The following is a 25,959-nucleotide window of genomic DNA, read 5'->3' on the forward strand; positions in this document are numbered from 1 at the left end:
ACGCTATTAATTTAATTATTCATTGTATTTTAAATATTTAAACAATATTTTAAAATACTAAATTTTTTGTCACTTATCTGTTTACAATAAAATGCAAGAGATAAATTTAATTCTAACATTTTTAGTAGTTATTTTATAAAGCCATTTTTTATTTTTCCGGCGGTGTGCGAGAACTTCCCTATTTTGCTGAATAAATAATCGATTAAAATGGCTAAAAGATTGTATTGGAGTTTGCTGATCCCTATCCTATTATTTGGAGCTTGCAGTAAGCCGGAAATGCCCCAATTTGTCGGCATCGGCAATTTTAATATTGAAAGTTTAGGAGGTAATCAGTCTGTCGTTTCGGCAGATGTGACCTATTACAATCAAAACAAGTTTGACCTGAAATTGAGAAAAGCGGATCTTGATATTTACCTGGCGGATAAATATGTTGGCAAAACAGTGCTGGATACTTTGATAGAAATCCCCAAATTGGACACATTTAACGTACCGGTAAAAATTACAGTCGATGTAAAAAGCCTGGTTAGCAATGCGATTTCGGCGCTGCTTTTCAACCAGGTTAAGATCAAAATTCAGGGAACGGCAAAAGTTGGGAGATCAGGATTTATGATGAATTTGCCGGTTTTGTATGAAGGAAATCAAAAACTGAACTTCTAAAAATTTCACCTTATATATTATAAAATACTTTAAATTTTATTTTTCGACACAAAAAAGCCTCCCGATTTTTTCAGGAGGCTTTTTTTAACGGAAGTCTAAAACGTCATTTTCAGGAGGCATAGTCAATTTTCTTCCGGAGGTTCTCTTTCACATGATCGAACCATTCATTTTTCAAAATACTCAAAACAATGGTATCTCTTCTTCCATCCGGCATTTTTGGCATGCTGTTTCTCAATACGCCTTCAACCGTGCAGCCGATATTTTCATCGCATTTATACTTTTTTCGTGGAGGGCATCAGCCCTGAATTCTACCCTTTCCATGTTTATTTTTTCGAAGGCAAAAGTCAAAAGCAGCAATTTACAATGACGGTTCAAACCACTTCTTTGGAATTTTTTTCCGTACCAGGTATATCCGAGTTGGAGCGTCTGATTTCCCAACTGGATGTCATAAAATCTCGTCGATCCGGCAAACGCGTTTTCATTTTTATCAAAAACAATGAACGGATATTCTTTTTTGTCGATACGTGCCTGAAGCGTTAAATCAATATACTTTTTCATATTCTCGCTTCCTGCAACTGGCATTGTCGAAAATTTCCATATGTCGGGTTCCTGCTCTGCAAATGGCACTAGAAATTCGGCATCCTCTTTTTTCAGGGGTCGCAAAAGAACTCTGTCGTCTTCCAAAATATAGTCTTTAGAAAAATCGAATTCCATTGTTTTTATTTTTTTTGAAAGTTAAAAATTGATTTGCGGAACGCGGTTTTAATTTTTTGACTCTGGTAATTTTCCGGCGGACTATATTTTTATTTTTTTCAAAATCTTTGATTTTTACCCGCAGAGAATGGAACGCAGATTATCATGATTGTTATGATTTTTTCAAGATTTTTAAAAAGATGAAGGACGGATAATTCCGAATTTGAGGCCATGACTTTCGGCCTTTTTTGGGCAGACAAATGGGGTAAATTGGACTGATTTGCATGGATTTTTCTAGTAGATTTTTCCGATTTTTCATAGGAAATTGGAACGAAGATGACGCAGATTTCGCGGTTTTTTTTTATGAGTAAGACACGACTTTCGGCTTTTTTGGGCACACGGATGACACAGATTAGACGGATTTTAGCGGATTTTTGGTGACGGTATCGTATGTAGCGAGAGCATTGGAACCCATGTAAATAGAACAATTTTTGCTAACTTTTTTGGGAATTCTTTTTACTCGCGTCAGCAGGTTTTTAACCGCAAAGAAAGCAAAGGTGGCGCAAAGAAAAGAAGGGTTCTTGATTGTGTTTTCTTCGTTCCCTTTGCGCAATCTTGGTCCTTTGCGGTTAACAAGATCCATGAAAATCCGTCCAATCCGTGTCCTCTGTGTGCCAATTCTCGTGCAAAAAAAGAGCCCGCCAGTTTATAAACCAGCGGGCTCTCGATACTTTTTATTTTTGACTTTTTCCTTCTCTATTGCTTTTTCTGATCCATTGGCGTTGGACCGGCATCGGCAGTTTTCATGCAACATTTTGGAAGTTTTTTGTAAGATTCCGGATTTGCAGTTTCGTTGTCGGCATCAAAACCGGCATTCGCAATCGCCGTTCTTACGTTTTCCACAGTTGTACGATCTGTCCAATAGGTCACTTTCACCTGCTTGCGTTTGTAATCTGCTGCGTATTTTATTACACCTTCTTCCTTTGCCAGGTAATTTTCTACAATGAGTTTGCATTGCTCGCATTGTAAGGTTGGCGTGCTGATGACAACCGATTTTTGAGTCTTTGCCTGGGCGAACGAAAATGTTACTGCTCCCATCAGAAGGATCAGTACTAATTGTAACTTTTTCATTTTACGAATTTTGGTAACTGGATTTTTTAAAATTCAACTCGCTAAAGTTAAATGATAGAATGTTTGTTTTTCCATAAATCTTTAGCGAAAAATAAACTTTACGCACCCGTCCAATTCGCAGGATCTTCTCTCCAATTCAGCAAAATGGATTGTTGATCCGGTGTAACGATATTCTTTTCGATAGCGATTTCAATCAAAGAATTGTAGTTTGTCAAGGATTTGTATGCAACTCCGGCGTCCGCGAACGCCTTTTCCGCTACCGCAAATCCGTAAGTGAATATGGAAACCATACCAACCACTTCAAGTCCGGCAGCCCTTAAAGCGTCAACTGCTTGCAGACTACTTTTTCCGGTAGAAACCAGATCCTCGATGACTACGGTTTTCTGTCCTTTCTCAAAATGACCCTCGATCTGGTTGCCCAAGCCGTGCTCTTTCGGTTTCGGACGTACATATATATATGGTAATTTCAATTGATCTGCAGCCATTGCGCCCCACGGAATTCCGGCAGTTGCCACCCCGGCAAGCAAATCTGCATCCTGGAACTGTTCAAAAATCACGTTGCACAGCTCGGATTTAACGTAATCTCTAATGAAAGGAAAAGACAACGTTTTGCGGTTATCGCAGTAAATAGGACTTTTCCAACCACTTGCCCAGGTAAACGGTGCCGTTGGGCTCAACTTTATGGCATTGATCTGTAAAAGCTTTTCAGCTACAACTTTTTCATTTGTCATGACGCGAAGATAGCCACGAATGACTGAATAATTGAATAACTGAGTGCCTCAATTCATAGAGAATGATTGAATATGAACATTCAGTTATTCAGTCATTCCGTTACTCAGTTATTATATTTCTATCTTCGCAAAAAGACCACCCTCATGCATATCCCAATTTACTTCAACGATAAGCCGCTTTTTTTGTGTGATGCCATTGGTCCTGAAATGGAGGAGTTTCGCCACCATGATGACACCGTTTTTATTGACGAATTTTCTACGCATGCCGTTAATGCGATGCTGCATGAAATGCATTCAAAGAAAATTCATGCGGGCATTTTTCTTCACTCAAACCTAGTGGAATTAAAGCACGCGATCTGGAAAAAATTCATGGTCATAAAAGCCGGCGGCGGTGTTGTGGAAAATGAAAAACATGCATTGTTGTTCATGCTTCGCAGGGGAAAATGGGACCTGCCAAAAGGTAAACTAGATGATGGCGAAACCATTGAAGAGTGCGCCGTTCGGGAGGTTGAGGAAGAAACGGGATTGCGACAAATCAAGTTAAAGGAACATTTGCTTACAACTTATCACACTTATAATGAAAGCGGACATCATATTTTGAAAGAATCTTACTGGTACAAAATGTCTGTAGACAGTAAGGTGCAGGACATGAAGCCACAAACAGAGGAAGACATTACTGAGTTGAAATGGGTACCCAAAAAACAGCTGGAAGATGTGTTGTCAAATACTTTTCCTTCTATTAAAGATGTGATGAAAAAGCTTGGGTAAGGAAAGCTATGAAGAAGTCCGCCCTATCTAAGGAATGTTGCTTGTCATCCCGAGGAACGAGGGATCTGAGTCTGAAACGAAACTAACATACTGTTTGATTAAACCCTCAGATCCCTCCTTCGTCGGGATGACAACAGAGTTTCTTTACGTTTACAAACACCATCAACTTCAAAGTTTTCTATTGCCCTTTCAACTTTTTCAATTGTTCAATAGCTCCCTGATTTTTCGGATTCAGAACCAAAGATTTTTCATAATATTCAATCGCCAACTTTTTATTTCCCTGCTTCATATAGGCTTCTGCAAGGCTGTCCCAGACGTTCCATGAGTTGGGAAAATCTTTTGTGTTTTGGGTGAACACTGCAATCGCATCGCCTGTATCATTGGCATTGAGAAAGCTGTAACCAATGCTGGTCATGGCGTTTTCATCAATGATCGCCTTTCTTGTTTGCTGATAATTTTTCAGCGCTGCATCTACACCATCCTGCTTTATCGATTTTACAAGAACCAACGCAGCTGTGTCAAATTTGCCGCAGGCGATATACTTGAGAATATCATGATTTTTATCTCCGTACACAATGCTTACAATGTCCGGTGCAATGGATAATCCGTTGGCACTATTTGTAAAATAAAGGATCCCATCTTTAGTGTTTATGTTGCAGACGAACAAGGCTTTGCTATCTCCCTGATCTCCCCAATGCCAGCAATAGCGGGCATTTTCGGTTCTTTCTAAACCGATGCCAAGCCCCCAGTAAAGTTGTGTATAGTTTGCCGGATCAACTTTTATTTGTGCTGTAAGCATTGCTTCATGCGATGCTTTTGTAAGGCCGGTGCCATTTAATACTGCAGCTAAAAATGTTGCATAATCTTTTGCTGTAGTTCTCAAACTCGCTGCAGCATTGGCATTCGGGTAGTTTGCCAGCCACGATACTTCGCCCGTCCAGGTATGGCGATATGCCGCAATATTTTGAAATGAAGGCTTCCATGTTATGCTGCTTCTCGTCATTTCCAAGGGTTTGAAAACAGTTTGTTCGATCAGGGTTTCATAACTCTTACCAGTTAGCTTTTCCATCACTTTCGCGAGGTAAACAAATCCTTCGCCTGAATAGCTGAAGCGTTCACCTGGCGTGAAATTGATGGGCAGTAAAGAATCTCCTTCATTGCGCCAGTTGGGAAAGCCAGCACTGTGCGATAGCACACGGCGGGCGGTGATCATGTCGATGCGCTGATCATTGCCTACCTGGTAATTATTGCCAAGGTAAGCATTCAATGGTTTGTCGAGATCAAGCTGATGAGAATCTACAAGTTTAAGCGCTGCATAAGCGGTTACTACCTTCGTGAGCGATGCGGCTTCAAAGAGCGTAGAATCAGTTACAGGTGTTTTTGTTGTTGCGTTGGCGACGCCATAATTCTTTTGCCAAACCAATTTCCCATTTTGTATATATGCTGCTGTTAATCCGGGAATGTAATCTCTTTGCATGAGCATGGGAATGCTTGTCTCAAGTTTCGATGCTATACTTTCATTTGAGCCTGATTGTGCCAAAAGCAAGACGGGACAAGCAATGCAGAGGGTAATCGCAAGGACAATATTTTTCATATAGATGAATTGACCGCATGATTATTATTTTTATTTATCAGACTCTTTGCGTTTTAAAATTGCTACAGTAATTCTGCTTACGCAAACAAGTCGTTCTTCTTCATCAGTAATTTTTATTTCCCACACTTGTGTTGTATTGCCAGTGTGAAAAGGTCTTGCGGTACCATACACATAGCCACTCGTTGCACTTCGAATATGATTGGCATTGATCTCCAGGCCTACGGGAAAACTTATCGTGTGATCAATTACAAGAGCAGCGGCTACGCTCCCCAAGGTTTCGGCAAGAGCCACAGAAGCACCGCCATGCAACAGCCCGAACGGCTGCTTGGTTCGATGATCTACAGGCATGCGGGCAATCAAATGGTCATCGCCAATTTTGACAAACTCTATTCCCAAATGCTCCGCCATTGTGCCTTTGGAAAGTGTGTGCAAATATTCAAGTGTGAGGCCTTTGTTGGGATTCCAAATCATGGTATAGTTGTTTGTTGTTAGTTGATAGTTGTTAGTGGGTGGTTGATTGCTCTGCAGCCGGTAACTCCTAACAACTAACAATAATCAACCAACAACTGTTCAAAATCTATAGCCAAGGAATTTCGCCATTATACCCGTCCAACCGGTTTGGTGCGAGGCGCCAAGGCCCTTACCTGTGTCGCCATGAAAGTACTCAAAGAATAAAATATTGTCTTTGAAGTAAGCATCAGTTTGCATTTTTTCCTGTTGTCCGAAAAAAACTCTTCTTTCTGTATGATCTTTTAAATAAATTCTTTCCAATCGTTTGATCAAGTCATTTGCAATTTGCCTGAGCGATAAATATGTGCCTGAGCCCGTTGGACACTCTACTTTAAAATCTTCGCCATAGTAAGTATGGAAACGAAGCAGGCTTTCAATGATCAACGCGTTAACCGGCATCCAGACAGGGCCCCGCCAGTTTGAGTTCCCCCCAAACATTGCATTGTCGCTTTCTCCCGGCGTATATTTTGAACAAAAAGTTTCTTTTTCAATTGTCAATTCGTAAGGATGTTCAAAATGATATTTCGACAATGCTCTGATTCCATGATCGCTCAGAAATTCTGTCTCATCGAGCATCCTGTACAATACATGTTTCATGCGGTCTGCACGCACAAGGCTCAGCAATATCTTTTCGCTTTCATTCTTCTCTTTAAATCGGGAAACGAGCGAAGCCAGATCAGGCCTATGTTCCAGGAACCATTGCATGCGCGCCTCAAATTCTGGTAATTCTTTCAACACTTTGCTGTCAATAATTTCCACGGCAAACAATGGAATCAATCCAACCATACTTCTCACTTTCAATCTGAAAGTTTTGCCTGTTGGCAATTGCACCTGGTCGTAAAAGAAACCGTCTTCGTCATCCCATAAGCCTTCTCCGTTTTCTCCTAAATATTCCAGCGCTCCGGCTATGTACATGAAGTGTTCAAAAAATTTATTTGCAAGGTCTATGTACACTTTGTTATAGCGTGAAAGTTCGAGGGCTATGTGCAGCATATTCAATGCAAACATGGCCATCCAGCTTGTTCCATCGGCTTGCTCAATGTAACCTCCCATTGGCAATTGTTTGTTGCGATCAAACACACCAATATTATCCAAACCGAGGAATCCGCCTTCAAAAATGTTGTTTCCGGATTCATCTTTTCTGTTCACCCACCATGTAAATGTGAGCAACAATTTATGAAAGATCGATTCGAGAAAGGCGACGTCTGTTTTGCCTCCATTTTGATGTGCTTCTTCACGATACACCCGCCATGCCGCCCACGCATGCACGGGAGGGTTCGCATCTTCAAAGGACCATTCGTATGCAGGTAGTTGCCCATTGGGGTGCATGTACTGTTCCTTGGTCAACAACTCTAGTTGCTGCTTCGCAAAATCAATGTCGACAATGGACAAGGTGATACAGTGAAAACCCAAATCCCATGCAGCAAACCACGGATACTCCCATTTGTCGGGCATGGAAATGATATCCATGCAATTCATGTGCTTCCATGTGCGGTTACGTCCTGCAAGTCTTTCTACTGGTGGTCTCGGCTGACCGGGATCGCCGCTGAGCCACTGTTGCACATTGTAGTAATAAAATTGTTTGTTCCACAAAATACTGCCGAGCGCTTGTCGCTGCACAAGTTTGGCATCCTCATTTTTCAGGTCATGTTGGATCTCTGCGTAAAAATCATTTGCATCTTGCAAACGTGCAGCGAGAATATCTTCAAAGTCTTTAAAAGGTTGTTCGTGTTCGCCCTTTGTAAGTCTTACGCGAATGATGTGCGTATCTCCTCCTTTTACAACGATATCATAATTGGCAGCACCTTTTGTTCCTTCTTTGTAAGGGTTTACCGTTGTTGCTTTATGAATAATGTAATTGTTGATGCCGTCTTTGCAATAACCTGTTTCATTTTTTGCACTGTAAAGCAATTCGTTGTTGGTATTGTTGTCGCAGAAAATAATCTCAGGATCGCCTTCACAATGCAGATTGTACTCTCCGAAATCGTGACATTGTGCGGCAATAGAAGCAGGTTCCTTCTCGAATAATAAAGGTTTTATTTTGGCATCTGTAAAGCTCCATGTGTTGCGCATCCATAGTGTAGGAAGGACATTCAATGCGGCATCAACATCTGCACGGTTATGAATAGTAATCTTAACTAAAATGTCTTCCGGCGCGGCTTTCGCGTATTCTATATAAATGTCGAAATATTTATTCTCATTGAAAACGCCTGTGTCGATCAATTCATATTCAGGATCGTTTCTTGTTCGCTTTTTTGTTTCCTCCAGTATTTCATCGTATGGGAATGCTGTCTGCGGATATTTGTACAGCATCTTCATGTAAGAGTGGGTAGGTGTGGAATCGAGGTAGTAGTACAGCTCTTTTACATCTTCTCCATGGTTGCCTTGCGGCCCCGACAATCCGTAATATATTTCCTTGATAAAAGGATCTTGTTTGTTCCAGAATGCCATTGCAAAACACATCCGTTGTTCATCGTCGCAAATACCAGCGATACCTTCCTCTCCCCATCTGTAAGCCTTGCTGCGAGCCATGTCGAACGTTGTATAACCCCATGCATCACCGTTTGCGCTATAATCCTCCCGTACAGTTCCCCACTGCCTGTCTGCAACGTATGGGCCCCATTTTTTCCATGCCAGGTCTTTGAGTCTTGTTCTTTCTGCATTCATGATGAGGAAAAATTAATAATTAATAATTAATAATTAAAGCGAGACATTCCGCCTGAGTACAACAGGCAGAATGAAAAGTCTTAGCAACGTAAGTTATCAGTAATTACAAGGCGGGCTACTTAGGGCAATAATTTGAATGGTATATTGACGGCAGCTCATTGTTGAGCTCCTGTTGTGTCACTCCCGATTCGATTCCTCATCGGGATTCCGATAAGAAATATAATCGGAACTTTTACTGTAGTAATTCTATTTAGCATGTATCATACACGGCAACAAACTTAATTATTATTTATTAATTATTAATTCGCCTCATCCATTCGTAGAAAATCCCGGAAACAAAGTCATGCCGCCATCTACGAACAGCGTTGTACCGTTTACATAATCACTATCATCGCTGGCGAGCCATACAGCTGCTTTGCCGATATCATCGGTAATGCCTACACGTCCGTAAGGAATCAATGTCAGGAGTTTTACTTCTGCTTCGGGAGTGTCCCAGGCAGATTTGTTGATAGGTGTTTTGATGGCGCCGGGACCTATGCTGTTGATGCGGATCTTCTTTGGTGCAAATTCCTGAGCGAGTGTTTGCATCAACAATTTTATTCCGCCTTTGCTGGCTGCATAATTTGCATGGCCCGCCCAGGGTATAACTTCGTGTACGCTGCTCATGCAGATTATTTTTCCCAGGGCAACGGATTTTTCGGGCTGCATGCCGCGGCGCAAAAACTCGCGAATGGCTTCCCTTGCACACAAAAACTGACCGGTAAGATTTACACCAATCACATGATTCCATTGTGCCAAAGTCATTTCAGTAAAGGGCGAATCATCCTGCAATCCTGCATTGTTTATCAAAATATCTACCGTGCCGAATTGCTTTACAGTTTCTGCAAACATGGCCTGCACCTGATCTTCTTTGCTTACATCGCATTGGTAGATCATTCCTCTGCCGCCTGCTGATTTTATTTCGTTTAATACGGCATCGGCTGCGTCATGCGTGTGATCGGAGGGATAATTAATTACAACAATAGCACCGTCGGTGGCCAGTGCGTTGGCAACGCCAGCACCAATGCCACTGCAGGCACCTGTTACGATGGCGACCTGGCTTTGTAGTTTGTTTCCCATTTTTGATGGTTTTAATGTGAAGCTACAATACGTGTACCACAGAGAGGGCACACGGATGACCCTGATTTGACTGATCTACGCGGATTGGTTGTTGAATTTGTATCAAATTGATCTTCATAAACACTATCTTCTAATTGTAAAACAGTTTCACCTGTTAATGCAATCCGAAAAAAATCAGTGTAAATCAGTCTAATCAGCGTCATCTGCGTGCCTCTGTTATCGTGCGCTCTGCGTTTTACATATGCTATTTGCCACTGCCTCCGGGAGAAATGGTCTTGCGTCACCGTGATTGCGCAAAATGTCGCGAACGATGGTAGAGGCTACGGATGTGTATTTGGGTTCTCCTGTGAGGAAGATGGTTTCTATGTTTTTGTCTAAAGTGCGGTTGGCGTCGGCGATCGTTTTTTCGTACTCAAAATCGCTTACATAACGGATACCGCGAAGTATGTATTTGGCTCCGATGGACTGGCAGTAATTTACGGTGAGTCCTTCATATGTTGCGCCTTCTACTTTTGGCTCGTCTTTAAATATCTCTTCGATCCACATTAGTCTTTGCTCGGGAGAAAACATGGGCGTTTTTGCAGAGTTTAATCCCACGCCTATTACAATTTTGTCAAACAAATTCAGGGCGCGGGTGATAATGTCCACGTGCCCCAATGTAATGGGATCAAAGGTTCCGGGAAACAAGCAAATGCGTTGCATAGGAAGTTGTGAGTTATAAGTTATGAGTTTTGAGTTGTTAGTTAATAGTTGTTAGTGCTTTCAGGCGCATGCAGCACTTAAGCCTGCATCAAACAACTCATAACTCAAAACCCTGATTAATTCTGTACAGTCTTACCCCCCGCCAGCAGATACAACACTGCCATTCTCACTGCTACACCATTTTCTACCTGCTGCAAGATAATGGATTGTTTGCTGTCCGCCACATCGCTATCCAGCTCCACACCGCGGTTTATTGGGCCGGGGTGCATGATCACTATTTCTTTGTTCAGGTTGTCGAGCAAACTTCTTTTTACGCCGTATTGCAAATTATATTCACGCAATGACGAGAATAACACCTGGTTCTGGCGCTCCAACTGAATGCGCAATACGTTTGCAACGTCGCACCATTCGAGGGCCGTTTTCAAATCGTATTCAACATGTACGTCGAATGCCTGTTGCATGTATTTTGGAATCAACGTAGGTGGTCCTGCTACCATTACTTCTGCACCCATTTTCTTCAGCAGGTAAATGTTGCTCAGCGCCACACGTGAGTGCATGATATCACCCAGCAACGCAATTTTTTTGCCCTGCAAAGTGCCCAGTTTTTCACGAATGGAAAATGCATCCAGCAATGCCTGTGTTGGGTGTTCGTTGATACCGTCGCCGGCATTTACGATGGCTGCAGGAATATGCTTCGCCAAAAAGTGTGGCGCACCGCTTGCGCTGTGCCTCATCACCACCAGATCCACTTTCATGGAAAGAATGTTGTTTACTGTGTCCAGTAAAGTTTCTCCTTTTTTTACGGAAGATCCACTGGCAGTAAAGTTGATGGTATCTGCGCTAAGACGTTTTTCAGCAAGTTCGAAAGAAATTCTTGTACGGGTGGAGTTTTCGTAAAACAGGTTTACGATGGTCACATCCCGCAATGACGGAACTTTTTTAATAGGTCGCTGTAAAACTTCTTTGAATTGAGCGGCGGTATCTAAAATGATTTGAATATCGTTGGGAACAAGGTCCCTAATCCCTAAAAGATGTTTGGTAGATAATTGCATCTTAAGGGGCAAAGCTATAGGAAAAATAAATACGAAGTGGACTTTTTTTGACAGTGTGGAGAGGGTGTGGACAGCAGAAAAACTGAATAACTGAGTAACTGAATAACTGAACCTTCAAAAGATGATTTTCTTCAAATAATTCAATCATTCAATAATTCAAACCTTCGGTTACTCAGTTATTCGGTTATTCAGCTTCGTGCATTCTAAAAATCAAACTTCACCCCGCCACCATAAAACCGGCGCCTGTCACTAGCCAGGGGCATTATGTTTGAGTCTGCAAGATTACAGCTGCTGACATACACGTTCATGTCGTGTATTTTTTTGAAGTTGAGCCTGTATCCCAGGTAAACGTTTTGCAATAAAATAGAGCTATGTTTATTGGTTTTACCCGATCCTGAATTTGCACTTACATCCTCATTCAGCAGATATAACAGGTCAGCGCCTAACGAAAGCCTCTTGTAATTAAACCGGTTTGTCCACCCACCCGTTTTATGGTTTTCATAATACCGGCTGCCATTTACTTCATAATGTTGAATGTTCTTTATAAAGTTCAGGAAGAGCCCCGAGTGCCACTGAAATGCACCGGATGATAACACCTGTCCGGTCAAGCTTACCTGGTGTCTTTGCATTGTATTTTTATAGTGACTATAGATCACCTGCGTGCCTCCGCTTGTTAAAATCGATCCACGTGTGTATGCAAGATCTGAGGCGTTCATGTAATTGTATCGAAGCGTAATTCTTTTGTGAAAAAATGAGAAGTCAGTACCCGCGTGCCATCTGTCACCATAGTTTTTTGTTGTTGGAGGCAGGTAGATCACACTTGTATAAGTGCCTGTAACTAATTGCTCCGGTCTTTCGAAATAGTGATTATAACTGTACAGATCGTTTACCTGAAATTTTGAAAAACTACTGGGTGCAAAGGTTTCTGCATATGAGCCATATATTTTCAATGAAAGCCTGCTGCTTGAAGGCAATGCGCTTGCAGCTATCGTCACAAAAGGATAAGCTCTTGAGTCATTGTAATCATGTTGTACCAGCTTTGACAGATCCTGCATAAATCCGCCTTGAATACTAAAGATCTTTTTATAGGAAATGGTAACAGACGGAGTTATGGTAAAACAATTGCCTTTTTCCTTTGCGGTGTCGATATAGGCTGACATGCCATATACAGATCGAATAAGCTGGTTGTTGTGCGATTCATATTTTACGGATTGAAAGTTAAAATCAAGTGCCGGCTCAATTAGCCAGTCATTTACTTTCAGGCTGTAGCTAAGATTATCATTTAGGAAAAGTACATGTCCTTTCAGCCCGGCATCCAATTTCACAAAGCGGTTGTAATAGGGTTGAACATTCTTAGTTGTTGCTGTGTCTGCTCCTTTTTGAATGTTCGTCGTATACCCTGCAGAAAATTTGTTTTGCAATGCACGATTGAACGCTGTTTGGAGTTGAAGCGTTGTATTTAATAATGACTCGTTCAACTTGCGATCGTGCGCTTCTCTTTCCTGTATATAACCAACGGAAAAATTTCTATTGGAATTTTGTGGCGTGTAATTTCCCTGTATTACAAGCCTGCTCTTTTTTCCAAGATTCGTTTCCGCCCAAACATGCAGCCTGAGTCTGTCAAGATTTTCTGTTGTGTTAAATTCCGTTTGGCTATTGTCGTAATGAGGTGCCGCATCATGTAGGTAATTCAAAGAGCCACCAACAGCAACGGACCCAAGGGTTGCCGAACCATTTACTATATATTGATGAAACAATGCGGTAGTGAACTTGCTCTCGTAAACGTTTGGTTTCTGCGTTACGGCAAATGCCTGTGCGGCCGCGAAAAATTGAGGCTTTGCACTTTTGTTTCTCTTAGTAGCGATCAATGCAAGCATTTGCGAATTGCCCGCCCCGTTGGGTTGCGACAGCGCATTTTTTACGACGGTAATTTCTTCGATATCATAAATGCTGTAAGCATCCGCATCGTTGATCATTACCCCGTCAACAATATACGCCATCGTTGATTTGTCAGTGTAAACACCGTTTACCCACAAACGGATCGCATCACTCAGATTAGTGAAAGGCATTTGTGCAAGATCGCTTGCTTTAATAACTGTTGTTTGGGTGAAGTCTTTCCTGGCACGCATTCTGCCAAGATCAAGATAGGTAGAATCGGTTTGGGCGTTTGCTACGGTACACGCAAGCATGCCGCAGAGCATGAGGTTAAGGTATTTCATGTGGTCTAATCGGGTTTTCGAGGGTCAAAATAAAGAGAAAGCCTAATCTTCTACGTAATTACAAAAGAATAACTTCATCTGCTCCATGCACTTCCTGCCAGCTAACTTTTACTTTTTCGGTGATTAAAGAATCGATGGCTTTGCCTGCATAATCTGGTTGTATAGGCAATTGGCGGCTAAATCTTCTATCGATCAAAATGCATAGCTCTACTTTTTCAGGACGGCCAAATGCAAGCAAGGCATCTAATGCCGCCCGAATGGTTCTGCCGGTGTATAATACGTCGTCGATAAGTACAACCTGTTTGTTTTCTATTGAAAAAGGAATATCTGTATGATTGGCGAGGTGCAATTCTTTTCGCACGTCGTCGCGGTAGAAAGTGATGTCGAGCTTGCCATATTTGATGGCGCTCGCGGGTACTTCCTGCTTAAGATTTTCAACCAGTCTGTCACTGAAAAAGATACCACGTGGCTGGATGCCGATCAGGACGGTATTTTCAAGATTGTAGTGATTCTCAAGTATTTGATGACTTAACCGTTTGATAGTTATTGCCAGCTGCTCTTTGTTTAAAACCGTTTTCAAGAAAAATAATTTTCATAAAAATAGGAAGTTTATGGCACACAGATGACACGGATTAGACTGATTTACACGGATATTTTACATCTGGTTTGCTTTGCATCGATTCGTGTAGGCATATTGTTCAACTATATTCTACTGCTGAAGTTCCGATTTTACTTCGTATCGAAATCCCGATAAGGAATTGAATCGGGAAGTGACACAACCAGAGCTAAACCAATGCTCTACTACCGGTCTCAAAAAAAGAACAGAGCCAAAAACAAATTAGCACGGAAAAAGATCCGTGCTAATCCGTCTAATCCGTGTCATCCGTGTGCTAATAAAGTTAAGCCTCGTTCAGGAACGCATAACGGTAATCCACAGGTGGGTTAAACGTTTCCTTGATTGTTCTTGCGCTTAACCAGCGGTAAAGGTTCAATTGAGAACCGGCTTTATCATTGGTTCCGCTTGCTCTTGCGCCGCCAAATGGTTGCTGGCCCACAACGGCACCTGTCGGTTTATCATTTACGTAGAAGTTACCGGCAGCATTACGCAATTTATTTGTTGCCAAATCGATCGCTGATTTGTCCTGCGCAAAAATAGAACCTGTCAACGCATAAGGAGAAGTAGCATCAACCAATGCCAATGTTTTTTCGTATTGATCCGCATCGTATGTGTAGATCGTAAGCACAGGCCCGAAGATCTCTTCACACATGGTTACATATTTTGGATCGGTTGTTTCGATAACCGTTGGTTCGATGAAGTAACCTTTTTTTCTATCGCAGTTACCGCCTACCAGAATTTTCGCTTTCTTATCTTTCTTCGCGTTGTCGATGTATTTTTTAATTTTCTCGTAGCTTCTCTGATCGATCACGGCATTGATGAAGTTGGTGAAATCTTCAACAGTACCCATCTTCATGCTTTTAACCTGAGCTACCAATTTGTTCTTAACTTCATTTGCGATGTTAGAAGGAATGTAAGCTCTTGAAGCCGCAGAACATTTTTGTCCCTGGAACTCGAAAGCGCCTCTTGCCAACGCTGTTGCTACTGCATCCGGATTTGCACTTTTGTGTGCCACTACAAAGTCTTTACCACCTGTTTCACCTACAATGCGAGGGTAGCTTTTGTATTTGCCCATGTTCTCTCCTATTGTCTTCCACATGGAATTGAAAACACCTGTAGAACCAGTGAAGTGAACTCCTGCGAATTCAGGGTGGTTGAAGCAAATTTCTCCCAAAGTTGCGCCGGGAACAAACACAAGGTTGATAACGCCATCCGGCAAACCTGCTTCTTTCAAAATGCGCATGAACATTTGGGCAGAGTAAATTTGTGTTTCGGCACATTTCCAAACCACTACGTTTCCGCACATTGCTGCAGATGTTGGAAGATTACCGCCAATTGCAGTGAAGTTGAATGGAGTAACAGCCAATACAAAACCTTCAAGCGGTCTGTATTCAAGACGGTTGTGAATGCCGGGAGAACTGATCGGCTGCTGGCGATAAATTTCACTCAGATAGTGAACGTTAAAACGAAGGAAGTCGATGATTTCGCAGGCACTGTCGATCTCCGCCTGGTAAGCGTTTTTGCTTTGTCCAAGCATCGTTGTACCGTTCATGTACGAACGGTATTTTGTTGCGATAAGATCTGCTGCCTTTAAGAAGATGGCTGCTCTGTTTTCCCAGCTGATATTTGCCCACTCTTCTTTGGCTTTTAGTGCAGCATCAATTGCCTGTTTGATATGTTTTTCGTCACCTGCATGGTAATGACCAAGTGTAAAGGCGATTTCGTGAGGAGGATGAATGGCAACTCTGTTACCTGTTTTTACTGCTTTTCCGCCGATGTACATTGGAATGTCGATCTCTTTCTTCTTCAGTTCTGCCAATGTTTTTTTCAGTGTTTCTTTTTCCGGTGAACCCGGTGCGTAGTTTAACACCGGCTCGTTTGCCGGCAAAGGATAGTTGAAATAGCCGTAACTCATGTTTAATCTTGTTTTTAGTTATTGATAGCTGAAATCTTAAAACCGTTATCTGCTTTATATAGCCATATATCTCCCTCCCACCCAATCATTGCGCCGTGATAATTGCGAAATATCTGGCTAAAGTTCTGCTGTTGTAATGTATCTTTTATTCTGGCAGTAAAATACTTATCGTAATTGCGTTTAAAAGCCTCTGCATTTTTGATTTTGCCTTTGTCAAAAGGATACGAAATCACAGAGGCTAGGCTATCCCGCTGATCGTTCTTCACCCATATTTGTAATTTCTTCAAAAACTTTTTAAACGCCACCGGATCATCTATACCTGCCACACTCCACGCCGTAGGCTCACTGCCGTTTGCAAATGTACTATCATCTTTTAATTGCTCCGGTGTTAATGCCAGCGAATCGATAATCGCGGGTTGCAGATGTGTTGTATCCTTGTAAACGATCGGTGTATCAATTTTAGGAGGCGTCGAATCACCAAGGTCGACTTCCTTACTACCGTCATTATTACAGGCAAAAAGAAATAAGATGAATGGTGCAAGCAAGAATATTTTCTTCAGCATAAGACTAATGTTTTGAAACCACTTTTAACCCAACAATCGACATAATTAAAGTGCACAAAAAGAATATGCGCCAGAAACTAAATGGCTCTTTGAAATAAAGAATTCCAATCAGCACTGTTCCTGCTGCACCTATCCCTGTCCATACAGCGTATGCTGTTCCAATTGGTAAAGTCTTTACCGCCTGACTCAGCAACACTGCACTCATCACATAAAAGAGCACAAAAGCAATTGTCCATTTGATGTTCGAAAATCCTTCCGTAAGTTTTAAACAACTCGCAAATGCAATTTCGCAGGCACTTGCAAGAATTAGGAAAATCCAAGGCATGGATAATTAATAATTAATAATTAACAATTAATAACTGTCCGCTATAATGCAGCATTCTTGATAATAAAGAATGCGTATTATTTTGATATCGACGGTATTGCTACTATTAAGCTTGGATTGCGTCGCACACTTATACAGTAGTAATTCTATTCAGCAATACCCTTTTCACAAACTCACTTAACAATGCCGATAATTAATAAAGAAAGACAGCCCTATTAATTATTAATTGCTCTCCTTCTCGCTCATCAAATATGCCTTAATAAATCCATCCAGCTCACCATCCATCACCGGTTGTACATTGCCCACTTCATAATCAGTGCGGTGATCTTTGATCATTTTGTAAGGATGGAAAACATAACTTCTGATCTGGCTACCCCACTCGATCTTTTTCTTGGATGAATTGGCCGCATTTTTTATGGCTTCGCGTTTCCGCATTTCTTCTTCGTACAAACGGCTCTTCAACATCGTCATGGCTTTTTCACGGTTCTCACCTTGCGTCCGGGCTTGTTGACATTCTACAATGATGCCTGTTGGTTTGTGCGTTAAGCGAACGGCGGTTTCCACTTTGTTTACGTTCTGTCCGCCCGCACCACCACTACGGAAAAATGCCCATTCGATATCGCCCGGATTCACTTCAATTTCTATTGTATCGTCGATCAACGGATACACATACACACTGGCGAAAGATGTATGCCTCCTGGCATTGCTGTCAAACGGTGAAATGCGCACCAAACGATGAACACCGCTTTCTGCTTTTAAAAAGCCGTAAGCAAATGGTCCGTCGAATTGCAACGTGGCACTTTTAATGCCTGCACCATCGCCATCCTGCCAGTCGAGTTGTATAACGTTCCAGTCCTGCTTTTCTCCATACATACGATACATGCGGGCAAGCATTTCCGCCCAATCCTGGCTCTCCGTACCACCGGCACCGCTGTTTATTTGCAAAACGGCAGGCAGTTCATCCTCGGGTTGGTTAAGCGTGCTTTTGAATTCTGCATCTTCAATTTCTTTTAATGCATTTTCATAAGCCGATTTCACCTCTTCTTCGGATGCTTCACCTTCCTTCCAGAAATCAAAAAGCACTGCAAAATCTTCCACTGTGGTTTGTACTTTTTCGAACATACCCACCCAATACTCATGTACTTTAATTTCCTTTAAAATGGCGGTTGCCCGCTCATTATCGTCCCAAAAACCGGGACTGAGCGTCATTTGTTTGTCTTGCTGGATCTTGTCTTGTCGGTTAGCGACGTCAAAGAAACCTCCTCAGGACGCTAACGCGCTCCCTCATAACCTTAATTTGTTCTATTGTCATAGCGGGCGAAGTTAAGCATTATTGATAGGAAAATAACTGAGTAACTGAATGACTGAATAACTGAGTAGCTGATTGTGAAAAGGACCTCAACATTCGAACTACCTTGGCAATCCGGAAGCGCTATTCATTTATACTCATGGTAACAACAATCCCCTAAAAGGAAAAGATAGCCTGATAAAAGAATTGCTGCGATTGGATAAACCAATTGACGGAACCAATGAGCGTCAGACGGACCCGACAGTCAATACAGTCGCAGTTGACTCCGCAACAATGTCACATTAAAAATTAGGGGAGAAAGAACGCAGATTATCATGATCCGTGCAGATTTTTAATAAAAAAACCCTTATCAAAATAATTTACACAAAGATGAACGAAGTACGATGCACAAAAATCATTTTTTACTTGGCATTCTGCACCATTTGCGCACCGTACATCGTTCATCGCTAATATTTCAAAACAAGTCTATATTGCTCGCAGGCCACTGTGTTTCCTTGTTGTTTACAACGGACCAAATAATATTATCAAGATCAACTAAATAATTCGGATCGGTACTTCGTGAATTGCAGAGAATTGTCCAGCAAAATCCTCCACCGGTTCTTACAATTTCACCGCTCGATCCCGGAAGATTGCCAACGTTTGTCCAGTTATCGCCATTTACAAACCAGCCGCTTGCATAATTTGAGCCAGCAGAGGTGGTTGTAATTGCCTGAAGGGAGGCGCTGGTTAACAGATCTGCTTTTGAAGTAAATCCATCCGTGCTCACTAAAAATTTCAAAATATCCTGCGGATTTGCAAGCCATCCCGCATCGGCATCCATGCGTGCGATATTGAAACCATAAGGATCTTCATCGCTGTAACCGTAATAGGTCACCTCATTTTGTTTGCGATCGTTTTTTGTGTTGCCTGCCATCTGCATATCGCTGATGCCGCAAGGTTCCAGAACTTTTACTTTCACATAGTTTGTATAGGAAACGTTTGCAATTTTTTCAATTATTCTTGCCAGCAAAAAGTAGGTAAAGTTTGACGCTGTATATGTTGTTCCGGGAGCAACTGTAAGAGGGCGATTGTCGACAGTCCACGAAACCAGTTGCGAAGCTGTGTAATCAGGATGAATGTACATGGGATCTGTACCATCAGACTGCCAGCCGGTAGTTTCCTGCATAAGGTCACGCACTGTTATATTTTGCAGATTGGCGCCATATGGTTGAGTACCGTATGTTGCACCAAGCACGCCATCTGCGCCAAATACTTTTGCATCGAGTGTAAGCCTTTTATCTTCCACTAGTTTCATAATTGCAACGGCTGTAAATGTTTTGCTGATGCCTGCAATTCTAAACAAGCCGGATCCTGTCACAGGAGTTTTTGAAGTTGCATCCGCAAAACCATACCCTTTCAGGTAAACCATTTTTCCATTTCTTGAAATAGCAACAGCAGCACCGGGAATACTATATTTTCTCATAAAGCTACTAATCGCACTATCTACTTTGAGGTTGGGCACTTGCTGGCTGATGCCGGAACTAATTGTGGAGGTTGAGTTAGCATTGCCAATAGTGTCTGATTTGGAGCAGGCTTCAAAAGTTATTATTGCGCACAGAAGTAAAAAGGGACAGGCTTTCATACTCGGAGGTTTAATCTTTAATCAATCTGTCAGCCCATGGATATAACATAGTTTCCCACAATGAAATTGGATGCCCATAAAGATTGCATAACGGAAAATCTTCAGGTTGGTAGAATGAGAAAGTCATTTTTCGCTTGCGCAAAAAGGGAGTTAAAAGAGTCGATCAGCCAAAAAAAATAACGTTAATTCTCTATTAACAAATTACAGAAAAAAGAGTTCAGTTGCAAGAGGAAAATTTTGGAAACTTAACGCAGAAATTTACTCAATACTGAACGTCATAGCTTAAGCTTAATGCCGCCGAAAAGTCGCATTTGCATGCATTTAGCATTAGGCATAGGCGTAGAGCACCTCCTCTCTTGGCACAATTATTTTACCTTTTAACCAACAACTGAATAGCTGAATAATCGAATAACTGAAATGGTGTGGAAATGTCGACAATAATGATCAGTTATTCAGTTACTCAGTTATTAATTTCTTAACTCGATTTTTAACGATTTTGCCTTAAATTGCAAATATGATGGATGTTCTTATTTCTACTGCCCGCTTGTATTTCAGGCAGTTTCGTGAGGGTGACGAACAAAAACTTTTTGATCTGAATTCGGATGAAGAAGTTGTGAAATTTACAGGTAACGCTTCAATGAAAGATCTCGCAGAAGCACATGATGTGCTCGTGAACATCATTTTACCACAATATTCAATGGGCTTTGGCAGATGGGCCGTTTACCGCAAGGAAGATGATGCATTTCTTGGCTGGTGCGGACTCAAAAAGGTTGATGACCATAACATCGATCTGGGCTATCGTTTTTTTCGTAAATACTGGGGAAAAGGTTACGCATCTGAAGCCGCAATTACTGCATTGGAATATGGATTCAACAAACTCAATATTGATAAGGTGGTTGCACATGCGATGGTAGAAAATAAAAATTCCATTAAAATATTAGACAAGTTCTTGCAAAGAACAAAAATTATAAAGGAGGAAAACAAGGATGTACAATGTTTTGAAATGACGCGAGAGATGTTCTTGGAAAAGTTGAGAGTTGAGAGTTGAAAATGGAAAGCCAATTCATATTGAACTTTTCATAAGCATACAAGGCCTAACAACTAATAACAAACAACCAACAACTTCTCTAAAAGAATATCCACAACTGGGGATAAGTGAAAATTGGAATGAACAGAACCAACAATTAAATTTGGATAAAGGCTGGAACAACAGTTAGTAAGGATAAATACTACAAAAGTTCATCGGCCTCCCGCCTCAGTTTCAAAAAACTATTTTAGAACTTAAACTGAACCACTTTGACTGAAACAATTATTAACCTGGAAACCGTTAACCCCATCGAGTTTTTTGGAGTTAACAACGGAAAACTAGACATTCTCAAGAAAAAATTTCCATTATTAAAAATCCTTTCAAGAGGAACACAGATCAAACTAAGTGGCGCTCCGGAACAAATTGAATCAGCTAAAGAAAAAATAGAATTGCTGGTGCAGTATCTGCAGCGAAACGGGCACATGAGCGAGAACTATTTCGAACAGATCCTTGGAGGCGACGACCAGGAAACAATCGATCACTTTGTTGATCGCAATCCTAATGACGTATTGGTTTTCGGACCAAACGGCAAAACAGTCAGAGCCCGCACAGCGAATCAAAAGAGAATGGTTTCTGCTACAGACAAGAATGACATTCTATTTGCAATCGGACCTGCCGGTACAGGTAAAACATACACCGCTGTAGCATTGGCGGTGCGTGCACTGAAGAACAAGCAGGTGAAGAAGATCATTCTTACACGTCCCGCAGTGGAAGCCGGCGAGAGCCTTGGCTTTTTACCCGGTGATTTAAAAGAAAAGATCGATCCATATCTGCGTCCTTTGTATGACGCACTGGATGACATGATACCAGCCGATAAACTTGGCTACTATATGACTACAAGAACCATTGAAATTGCACCACTCGCTTATATGCGCGGCCGTACGCTGGACAACGCTTTCATCATCCTTGATGAGGCACAGAACGCAACCGACCTGCAATTGAAAATGTTCCTTACACGTATCGGCGCCAACGCAAAGGCGATCATTACTGGTGATATGACACAGGTCGATCTTCCTAAAAATCAAAGGAGCGGATTAGAAAAAGCCGTACGCATTCTTAACAACGTTGACGGCATCGCCCACATTGAGCTTGACGAAGAAGACGTTGTTCGTCACAGATTGGTTAAAGCGATCATCAGGGCGTATGAAAGAGATAATCAGGTTAGTTGAGATGGAAAATTGAAGTTGAAAGTTGAAAATGAGTTGTAGCCGGAACTTTCCAGGTCATCCATTCGACATTATGATTTCTTAAAAATAATAAGCAGCAGATCAATACGATCTGCTGTTTTGTTTTAGGTTCTTTCTGCTTTCAATCCTTTTTTTGATCACACCGATTTTGACCGGGCATCTTCGGGTGCAGCAGGGCGAATGCGATTCACCCCTACGGCCACCCCATTTTCAACTTTCAACTTTCAATTTTCCATTACAAAAAGCTATGTTTGCAACTATAACAACCGGGTTATGAAAAAATTACTTGTATTTTTTGCCATTTCTTCTATTCTTTTTGCCTGCGGCAATAATTCCAACGCAGGTTTCGAAAAAGCGGAAGACGCCCAGGATGCAGGCCGACTTTTTATCAGGGCTTCCCTGGATGGCGACTACGACAGAGCGATCAACTATATGCTGAAAGACTCCATAAACGTAATGATCCTGAGAAAATGGAAAGACGAGAACTATGATAAATTGAGCAATGAAAACAAGATCAACTACAAGAACGCAAACATTCTCCCTATCAAAATCGAAAACGTAAGCGATTCCATTGTGAGCTATGCTTACACAAACACATTCAAGAGAAACGATACCACCGTTCTGTTTATCGTTCGCTCTAAAGGAGACTGGAAAGTAGATCTGAAGAAGATACACAGGTATTAATTGAAAGTGGAAAATTGAAAGTGGAAAATGAGGAGAGACTTCTTTAAGTCTTTGCTCTTAAACCTTTTCCACGATTTTCAATTTTCAACTTTCAATTTTCAATTAATAAAATGTCATTTTACTCCGACTTAAAAGAAAGATTCCCCGGTTCTTCACGTTTGGCAATTATTTTATTGCAAGTGGCTCCCATTGCGGCCTGCATTGGTTCGGCAGTTGCGCTTTTCTTGTGGCTGCTGGATAAAGCAACAACAACGAGACAACAACATACATGGCTGTTATTCTTACTTCCTTTGGGGGGATTGCTAATTCACTTCCTATACAAAAGCATTGGAAAAAATGCAGAGAAAGGGAATAATTTATTAATAGAAGAAATTCACGAGCCTGCTGCCGACATTCCCAAAAGAATGGCACCACTGGTACTCTTCAGTACAATCGTTACGCACATTTTTGGAGGCTCCGCGGGTCGCGAAGGGACTGCGGTACAAATGGGTGGAAGCATTTCGGCAGCTATGGGGGGATGGTTCAAAACGACTGATAAAGAATCTCTTCAAACGCTACTGACAGCCGGTATCGCTGCGGGTTTCGGAGCTGTATTCGGCACGCCCGTTACCGGTGCTATTTTCGCCATGGAAGTGCTGACCATTGGCCGCATCCGCTACGATGCATTGCTACCTTGCATCTTTGCTGCGATCATCGCAAATTACACGTGCAGTGCCTGGGGCATTCATCACACACAATATCATATTCTGTTTAAAAATACGCTGCAATATTTTTCCGCTGATTCATTTCACTTGCTTTGGAAAATTGTTGTCAGCGCCATTGCGTTTGGATTGGCAGCATTTCTGTTTGCAGATCTCACTTCTTTTCTAAAGAAAACTTTTCAGCAATTTATAAAGATCGATTGGTTCATTCCGGTTACCGGCGCCATCATCATTATTGCGTTGACTTACATTTTAGGTACCGATGATTATCTAGGTCTTGGCGTGACGAGCCCAAATCCAAACGGAGTAAGCATTGTAAATGCATTTAACGAAGGCGGAGTAACATATTTTAGCTGGTTTTGGAAACTACTGTTTACAGCCATTACGTTAAGCAGTGGTTTCAAAGGCGGAGAAGTAACACCGTTATTTTTTATTGGCGCAGCTCTTGGAAATGCACTTGCAATTTTATTTCATGCACCTGTTGATCTTTTCGCCGCTCTTGGCTTTATAGCTGTGTTTGCTGCAGCCACGAACACTCCTATCGCCTGCACTGTAATGGGCGTAGAGCTTTTTGGTGGCGAACACATTTTGTTTTTTGCGCTCGCATGTTTCATCGCCTATTTCTTTAGCGGACATTCAGGCATTTATTCTTCCCAAAAAATCGGCGTCGCTAAACTTGGCAGTCCCTACGCCGGTGAAAAAAATCTTTCAGAATCGTTTTCAAGAAGAGGTAAGGTGATTTCGTCGATTGTGGAAAAACTGAGACGGAAGAAGAATAATTGAAAATGCTTTAGGTTGAAATTTCCGTACTGAAATCAACCATTCACTGCATCATAGGCAGGCAATGTACCACCAAACTTCATTTTCAACTTTCAATTTTCAATTTTTCCTCCAATTTGTTACCTACTTTTAAAGAAAAACGTCTATGCCTTCATGGTTAATATTCGCCATTCTCTCTGCAGTGTTTGCAGCGCTCACAGCCATTTTCGCAAAAGCGGGATTAAAAGACATTAACAGCGACCTGGCTATGGCCATTCGCACGGTGATCATTCTTTTCATTGCCTGGGGCATTGTATTCTTTCGCGGTTATACAAGTCAGCTCAGCTCGCTCACGAAAAACAACTGGATATTTCTTATTCTTTCAGCAATCGCTACTGGGTTATCGTGGATATTCTATTTCAGAGCCTTGCAGGTTGGTAAGGTTGCGGCGGTGAGCGCCATCGATAAAGGTAGCATTGTGTTAACCGTACTGCTTGCATTTATCTTTTTAAAGGAGCCAATCACACTTAGAACGGTCATTGCAATTACATTGATAGCATCGGGAATGCTTGTAATGGCACTGAAATAAATGTTGAAATCGGTTAGATTTTTTTCAAAAAAATCCCGAAAACTTTCTGTTTTACTGGTTTTCAGAGTATTTATACATAATTAATACTTAATGATACATTATTAATATTCCATTGTTACTTGTTCATTTTTGACGTAGGTTTGCACCTCGTAATTAAAAAATGAATATGTTAACTGTATCACATCCATGGCACGGCGTATCCTATGGTGAAAATGCGCCCAGAGTTGTAACGGCTGTAATTGAGATTCCACAGGGTTCCAGGGCTAAGTATGAAATTGACAAAGAGAGTGGCCTTTTGAAACTTGACCGTGTTATTTATTCTTCTTTCTATTATCCATGTAACTACGGATTTATTCCGCAAACATTCGGCGACGATAAAGATCCACTAGATATTTTGGTGATCACTTCTCTTCCGGTTGTGCCAATGTGCTTAATGGAAGCGAAAGTTATTGGTGTTATGCAAATGATCGATGGTGGTGATGCTGATGATAAAATCATTGCTGTTGCTGCAAACGATCCGGGCGTTAATCACTACAACAATATTGAAGAATTGCCTAAACACTTCTTCAGCGAATTGCGTCACTTTTTCGAAGAATATAAAGCACTTGAAAACAAAACAGTGAGTGTAGAAGAGTTCCAGGATAAAACAAGAGCGTTGGCGATTATACAAGATGGAATTGAGAATTATAAGAAGCTTTTTAAGAAATAGTCCGATTCAATTAAGAATTAGGAATTAAGGATTAAGAATTCGTTAGGTCCG

Annotated in this window: 24 protein-coding genes; 8 read left to right on the plus strand and 16 right to left on the minus strand. The window is 41.5% G+C overall.

What is annotated here, in order from left to right; translation table 11 throughout:
* Nucleotides 1-207: 207 nt before the first annotated feature.
* The gene (locus tag QJ048_RS07405) at nt 208-657 is read left to right on the plus strand and encodes an LEA/WHy family protein (RefSeq protein ID WP_282333709.1); all 450 of its coding nucleotides are present in this window, start codon (nt 208-210) and stop codon (nt 655-657) included.
* A gap of 231 nt (nt 658-888) precedes the next feature.
* Here QJ048_RS07405 and QJ048_RS07410 read toward each other — a convergent pair whose 3' ends face one another.
* From QJ048_RS07410 to pyrE, 3 genes are all read right to left on the minus strand, one after another.
* Entirely contained in the window at nt 889-1,371 is a 483-nt protein-coding gene (locus QJ048_RS07410; protein ID WP_282333710.1) for a GNAT family N-acetyltransferase, read from the minus strand.
* 735 nt (nt 1,372-2,106) lie between these two features.
* Nucleotides 2,107-2,481, minus strand: a complete 375-nt coding sequence (locus tag QJ048_RS07415) for a heavy-metal-associated domain-containing protein (RefSeq protein ID WP_282333711.1) — start codon at nt 2,479-2,481, stop codon at nt 2,107-2,109.
* A 98-nt stretch (nt 2,482-2,579) separates the two neighbouring features.
* The gene (pyrE, locus tag QJ048_RS07420) at nt 2,580-3,212 is read right to left on the minus strand and encodes an orotate phosphoribosyltransferase (RefSeq protein ID WP_282333712.1); all 633 of its coding nucleotides are present in this window, start codon (nt 3,210-3,212) and stop codon (nt 2,580-2,582) included.
* Nucleotides 3,213-3,356: 144 nt separating this feature from the next.
* Between pyrE and QJ048_RS07425 the strand changes: the two genes are divergently transcribed.
* Complete coding sequence (locus tag QJ048_RS07425; protein WP_282333713.1) at nt 3,357-3,980, plus strand: NUDIX hydrolase; 624 nt, start codon at nt 3,357-3,359, stop codon at nt 3,978-3,980.
* Nucleotides 3,981-4,158: 178 nt separating this feature from the next.
* Here the strand turns inward: QJ048_RS07425 and QJ048_RS07430 are convergent, their stop codons facing one another.
* From QJ048_RS07430 to QJ048_RS07490, 13 genes are all read right to left on the minus strand, one after another.
* Nucleotides 4,159-5,574 carry a serine hydrolase gene (locus tag QJ048_RS07430; RefSeq protein ID WP_282333714.1) on the minus strand — a complete coding sequence of 472 codons (1,416 nt, stop codon included), beginning with the start codon at nt 5,572-5,574 and terminating at the stop codon, nt 4,159-4,161.
* 30 nt (nt 5,575-5,604) lie between these two features.
* The gene (locus QJ048_RS07435) at nt 5,605-6,045 is read right to left on the minus strand and encodes a hotdog fold thioesterase (RefSeq protein WP_282333715.1); all 441 of its coding nucleotides are present in this window, start codon (nt 6,043-6,045) and stop codon (nt 5,605-5,607) included.
* 99 nt (nt 6,046-6,144) lie between these two features.
* A complete protein-coding gene (locus tag QJ048_RS07440) occupies nt 6,145-8,751 on the minus strand; it encodes an MGH1-like glycoside hydrolase domain-containing protein (RefSeq protein ID WP_282333716.1) in 2,607 nt (868 codons plus the stop codon).
* 309 nt (nt 8,752-9,060) lie between these two features.
* Nucleotides 9,061-9,870, minus strand: coding sequence for an SDR family oxidoreductase (locus tag QJ048_RS07445; protein WP_282333717.1), 810 nt, complete (start codon nt 9,868-9,870; stop codon nt 9,061-9,063).
* A 216-nt stretch (nt 9,871-10,086) separates the two neighbouring features.
* Entirely contained in the window at nt 10,087-10,572 is a 486-nt protein-coding gene (gene coaD, locus QJ048_RS07450; protein WP_282333718.1) for a pantetheine-phosphate adenylyltransferase, read from the minus strand.
* 116 nt (nt 10,573-10,688) lie between these two features.
* On the minus strand, nt 10,689-11,624 hold the full coding sequence (locus tag QJ048_RS07455; protein WP_282333719.1) for an aspartate carbamoyltransferase catalytic subunit: 936 nt from the start codon (nt 11,622-11,624) through the stop codon (nt 10,689-10,691).
* Nucleotides 11,625-11,827: 203 nt separating this feature from the next.
* Nucleotides 11,828-13,843 carry a Plug domain-containing protein gene (locus QJ048_RS07460; RefSeq protein WP_282333720.1) on the minus strand — a complete coding sequence of 672 codons (2,016 nt, stop codon included), beginning with the start codon at nt 13,841-13,843 and terminating at the stop codon, nt 11,828-11,830.
* Between the two features lie 58 nt (nt 13,844-13,901).
* A complete protein-coding gene (gene pyrR, locus QJ048_RS07465; protein ID WP_282333721.1) occupies nt 13,902-14,423 on the minus strand; it encodes a bifunctional pyr operon transcriptional regulator/uracil phosphoribosyltransferase PyrR in 522 nt (173 codons plus the stop codon).
* Between the two features lie 319 nt (nt 14,424-14,742).
* A complete protein-coding gene (gene pruA / locus QJ048_RS07470; RefSeq protein ID WP_282333722.1) occupies nt 14,743-16,374 on the minus strand; it encodes an L-glutamate gamma-semialdehyde dehydrogenase in 1,632 nt (543 codons plus the stop codon).
* Nucleotides 16,375-16,388: 14 nt separating this feature from the next.
* The gene (locus tag QJ048_RS07475) at nt 16,389-16,937 is read right to left on the minus strand and encodes a hypothetical protein (RefSeq protein WP_282333723.1); all 549 of its coding nucleotides are present in this window, start codon (nt 16,935-16,937) and stop codon (nt 16,389-16,391) included.
* 4 nt (nt 16,938-16,941) lie between these two features.
* The gene (locus QJ048_RS07480; RefSeq protein WP_282333724.1) at nt 16,942-17,262 is read right to left on the minus strand and encodes a DMT family transporter; all 321 of its coding nucleotides are present in this window, start codon (nt 17,260-17,262) and stop codon (nt 16,942-16,944) included.
* Between the two features lie 222 nt (nt 17,263-17,484).
* A protein-coding gene (gene prfB, locus QJ048_RS07485) for a peptide chain release factor 2 (protein ID WP_282333725.1) occupies nt 17,485-18,574 on the minus strand; the annotation gives its coding sequence in 2 pieces (ribosomal slippage) (nt 17,485-18,513 and nt 18,515-18,574; 1,089 coding nt in all).
* Between the two features lie 451 nt (nt 18,575-19,025).
* Nucleotides 19,026-20,192: a serine hydrolase domain-containing protein gene (locus QJ048_RS07490; RefSeq protein WP_282333726.1), complete on the minus strand. Its 1,167-nt coding sequence runs from the start codon at nt 20,190-20,192 to the stop codon at nt 19,026-19,028.
* Nucleotides 20,193-20,706: 514 nt separating this feature from the next.
* On the opposite strand from QJ048_RS07490, the gene QJ048_RS07495 reads away from it, so the two are divergent.
* The 6 genes from QJ048_RS07495 (at nt 20,707) to QJ048_RS07520 (ending at nt 25,908) form a co-directional block, all read left to right on the plus strand.
* Complete coding sequence (locus tag QJ048_RS07495) at nt 20,707-21,240, plus strand: GNAT family N-acetyltransferase (RefSeq protein WP_282333727.1); 534 nt, start codon at nt 20,707-20,709, stop codon at nt 21,238-21,240.
* 248 nt (nt 21,241-21,488) lie between these two features.
* Complete coding sequence (locus QJ048_RS07500) at nt 21,489-22,448, plus strand: PhoH family protein (RefSeq protein ID WP_282333728.1); 960 nt, start codon at nt 21,489-21,491, stop codon at nt 22,446-22,448.
* A 291-nt stretch (nt 22,449-22,739) separates the two neighbouring features.
* Nucleotides 22,740-23,150: a hypothetical protein gene (locus tag QJ048_RS07505; protein ID WP_282333729.1), complete on the plus strand. Its 411-nt coding sequence runs from the start codon at nt 22,740-22,742 to the stop codon at nt 23,148-23,150.
* Nucleotides 23,151-23,260: 110 nt separating this feature from the next.
* Nucleotides 23,261-24,634 (plus strand): voltage-gated chloride channel family protein, encoded by a 1,374-nt coding sequence (locus tag QJ048_RS07510; protein WP_282333730.1) that lies wholly within the window; start codon nt 23,261-23,263, stop codon nt 24,632-24,634.
* 142 nt (nt 24,635-24,776) lie between these two features.
* Nucleotides 24,777-25,199: an EamA family transporter gene (locus QJ048_RS07515; protein ID WP_282333731.1), complete on the plus strand. Its 423-nt coding sequence runs from the start codon at nt 24,777-24,779 to the stop codon at nt 25,197-25,199.
* Between the two features lie 166 nt (nt 25,200-25,365).
* Nucleotides 25,366-25,908: an inorganic diphosphatase gene (locus QJ048_RS07520; protein ID WP_282333732.1), complete on the plus strand. Its 543-nt coding sequence runs from the start codon at nt 25,366-25,368 to the stop codon at nt 25,906-25,908.
* Nucleotides 25,909-25,959 lie beyond the last annotated feature (51 nt).

Origin of the sequence: Pinibacter soli (assembly GCF_029961145.1) — a bacterium.
Taxonomy (GTDB): Bacteria; Bacteroidota; Bacteroidia; order Chitinophagales; family Chitinophagaceae; genus Pinibacter; species Pinibacter soli.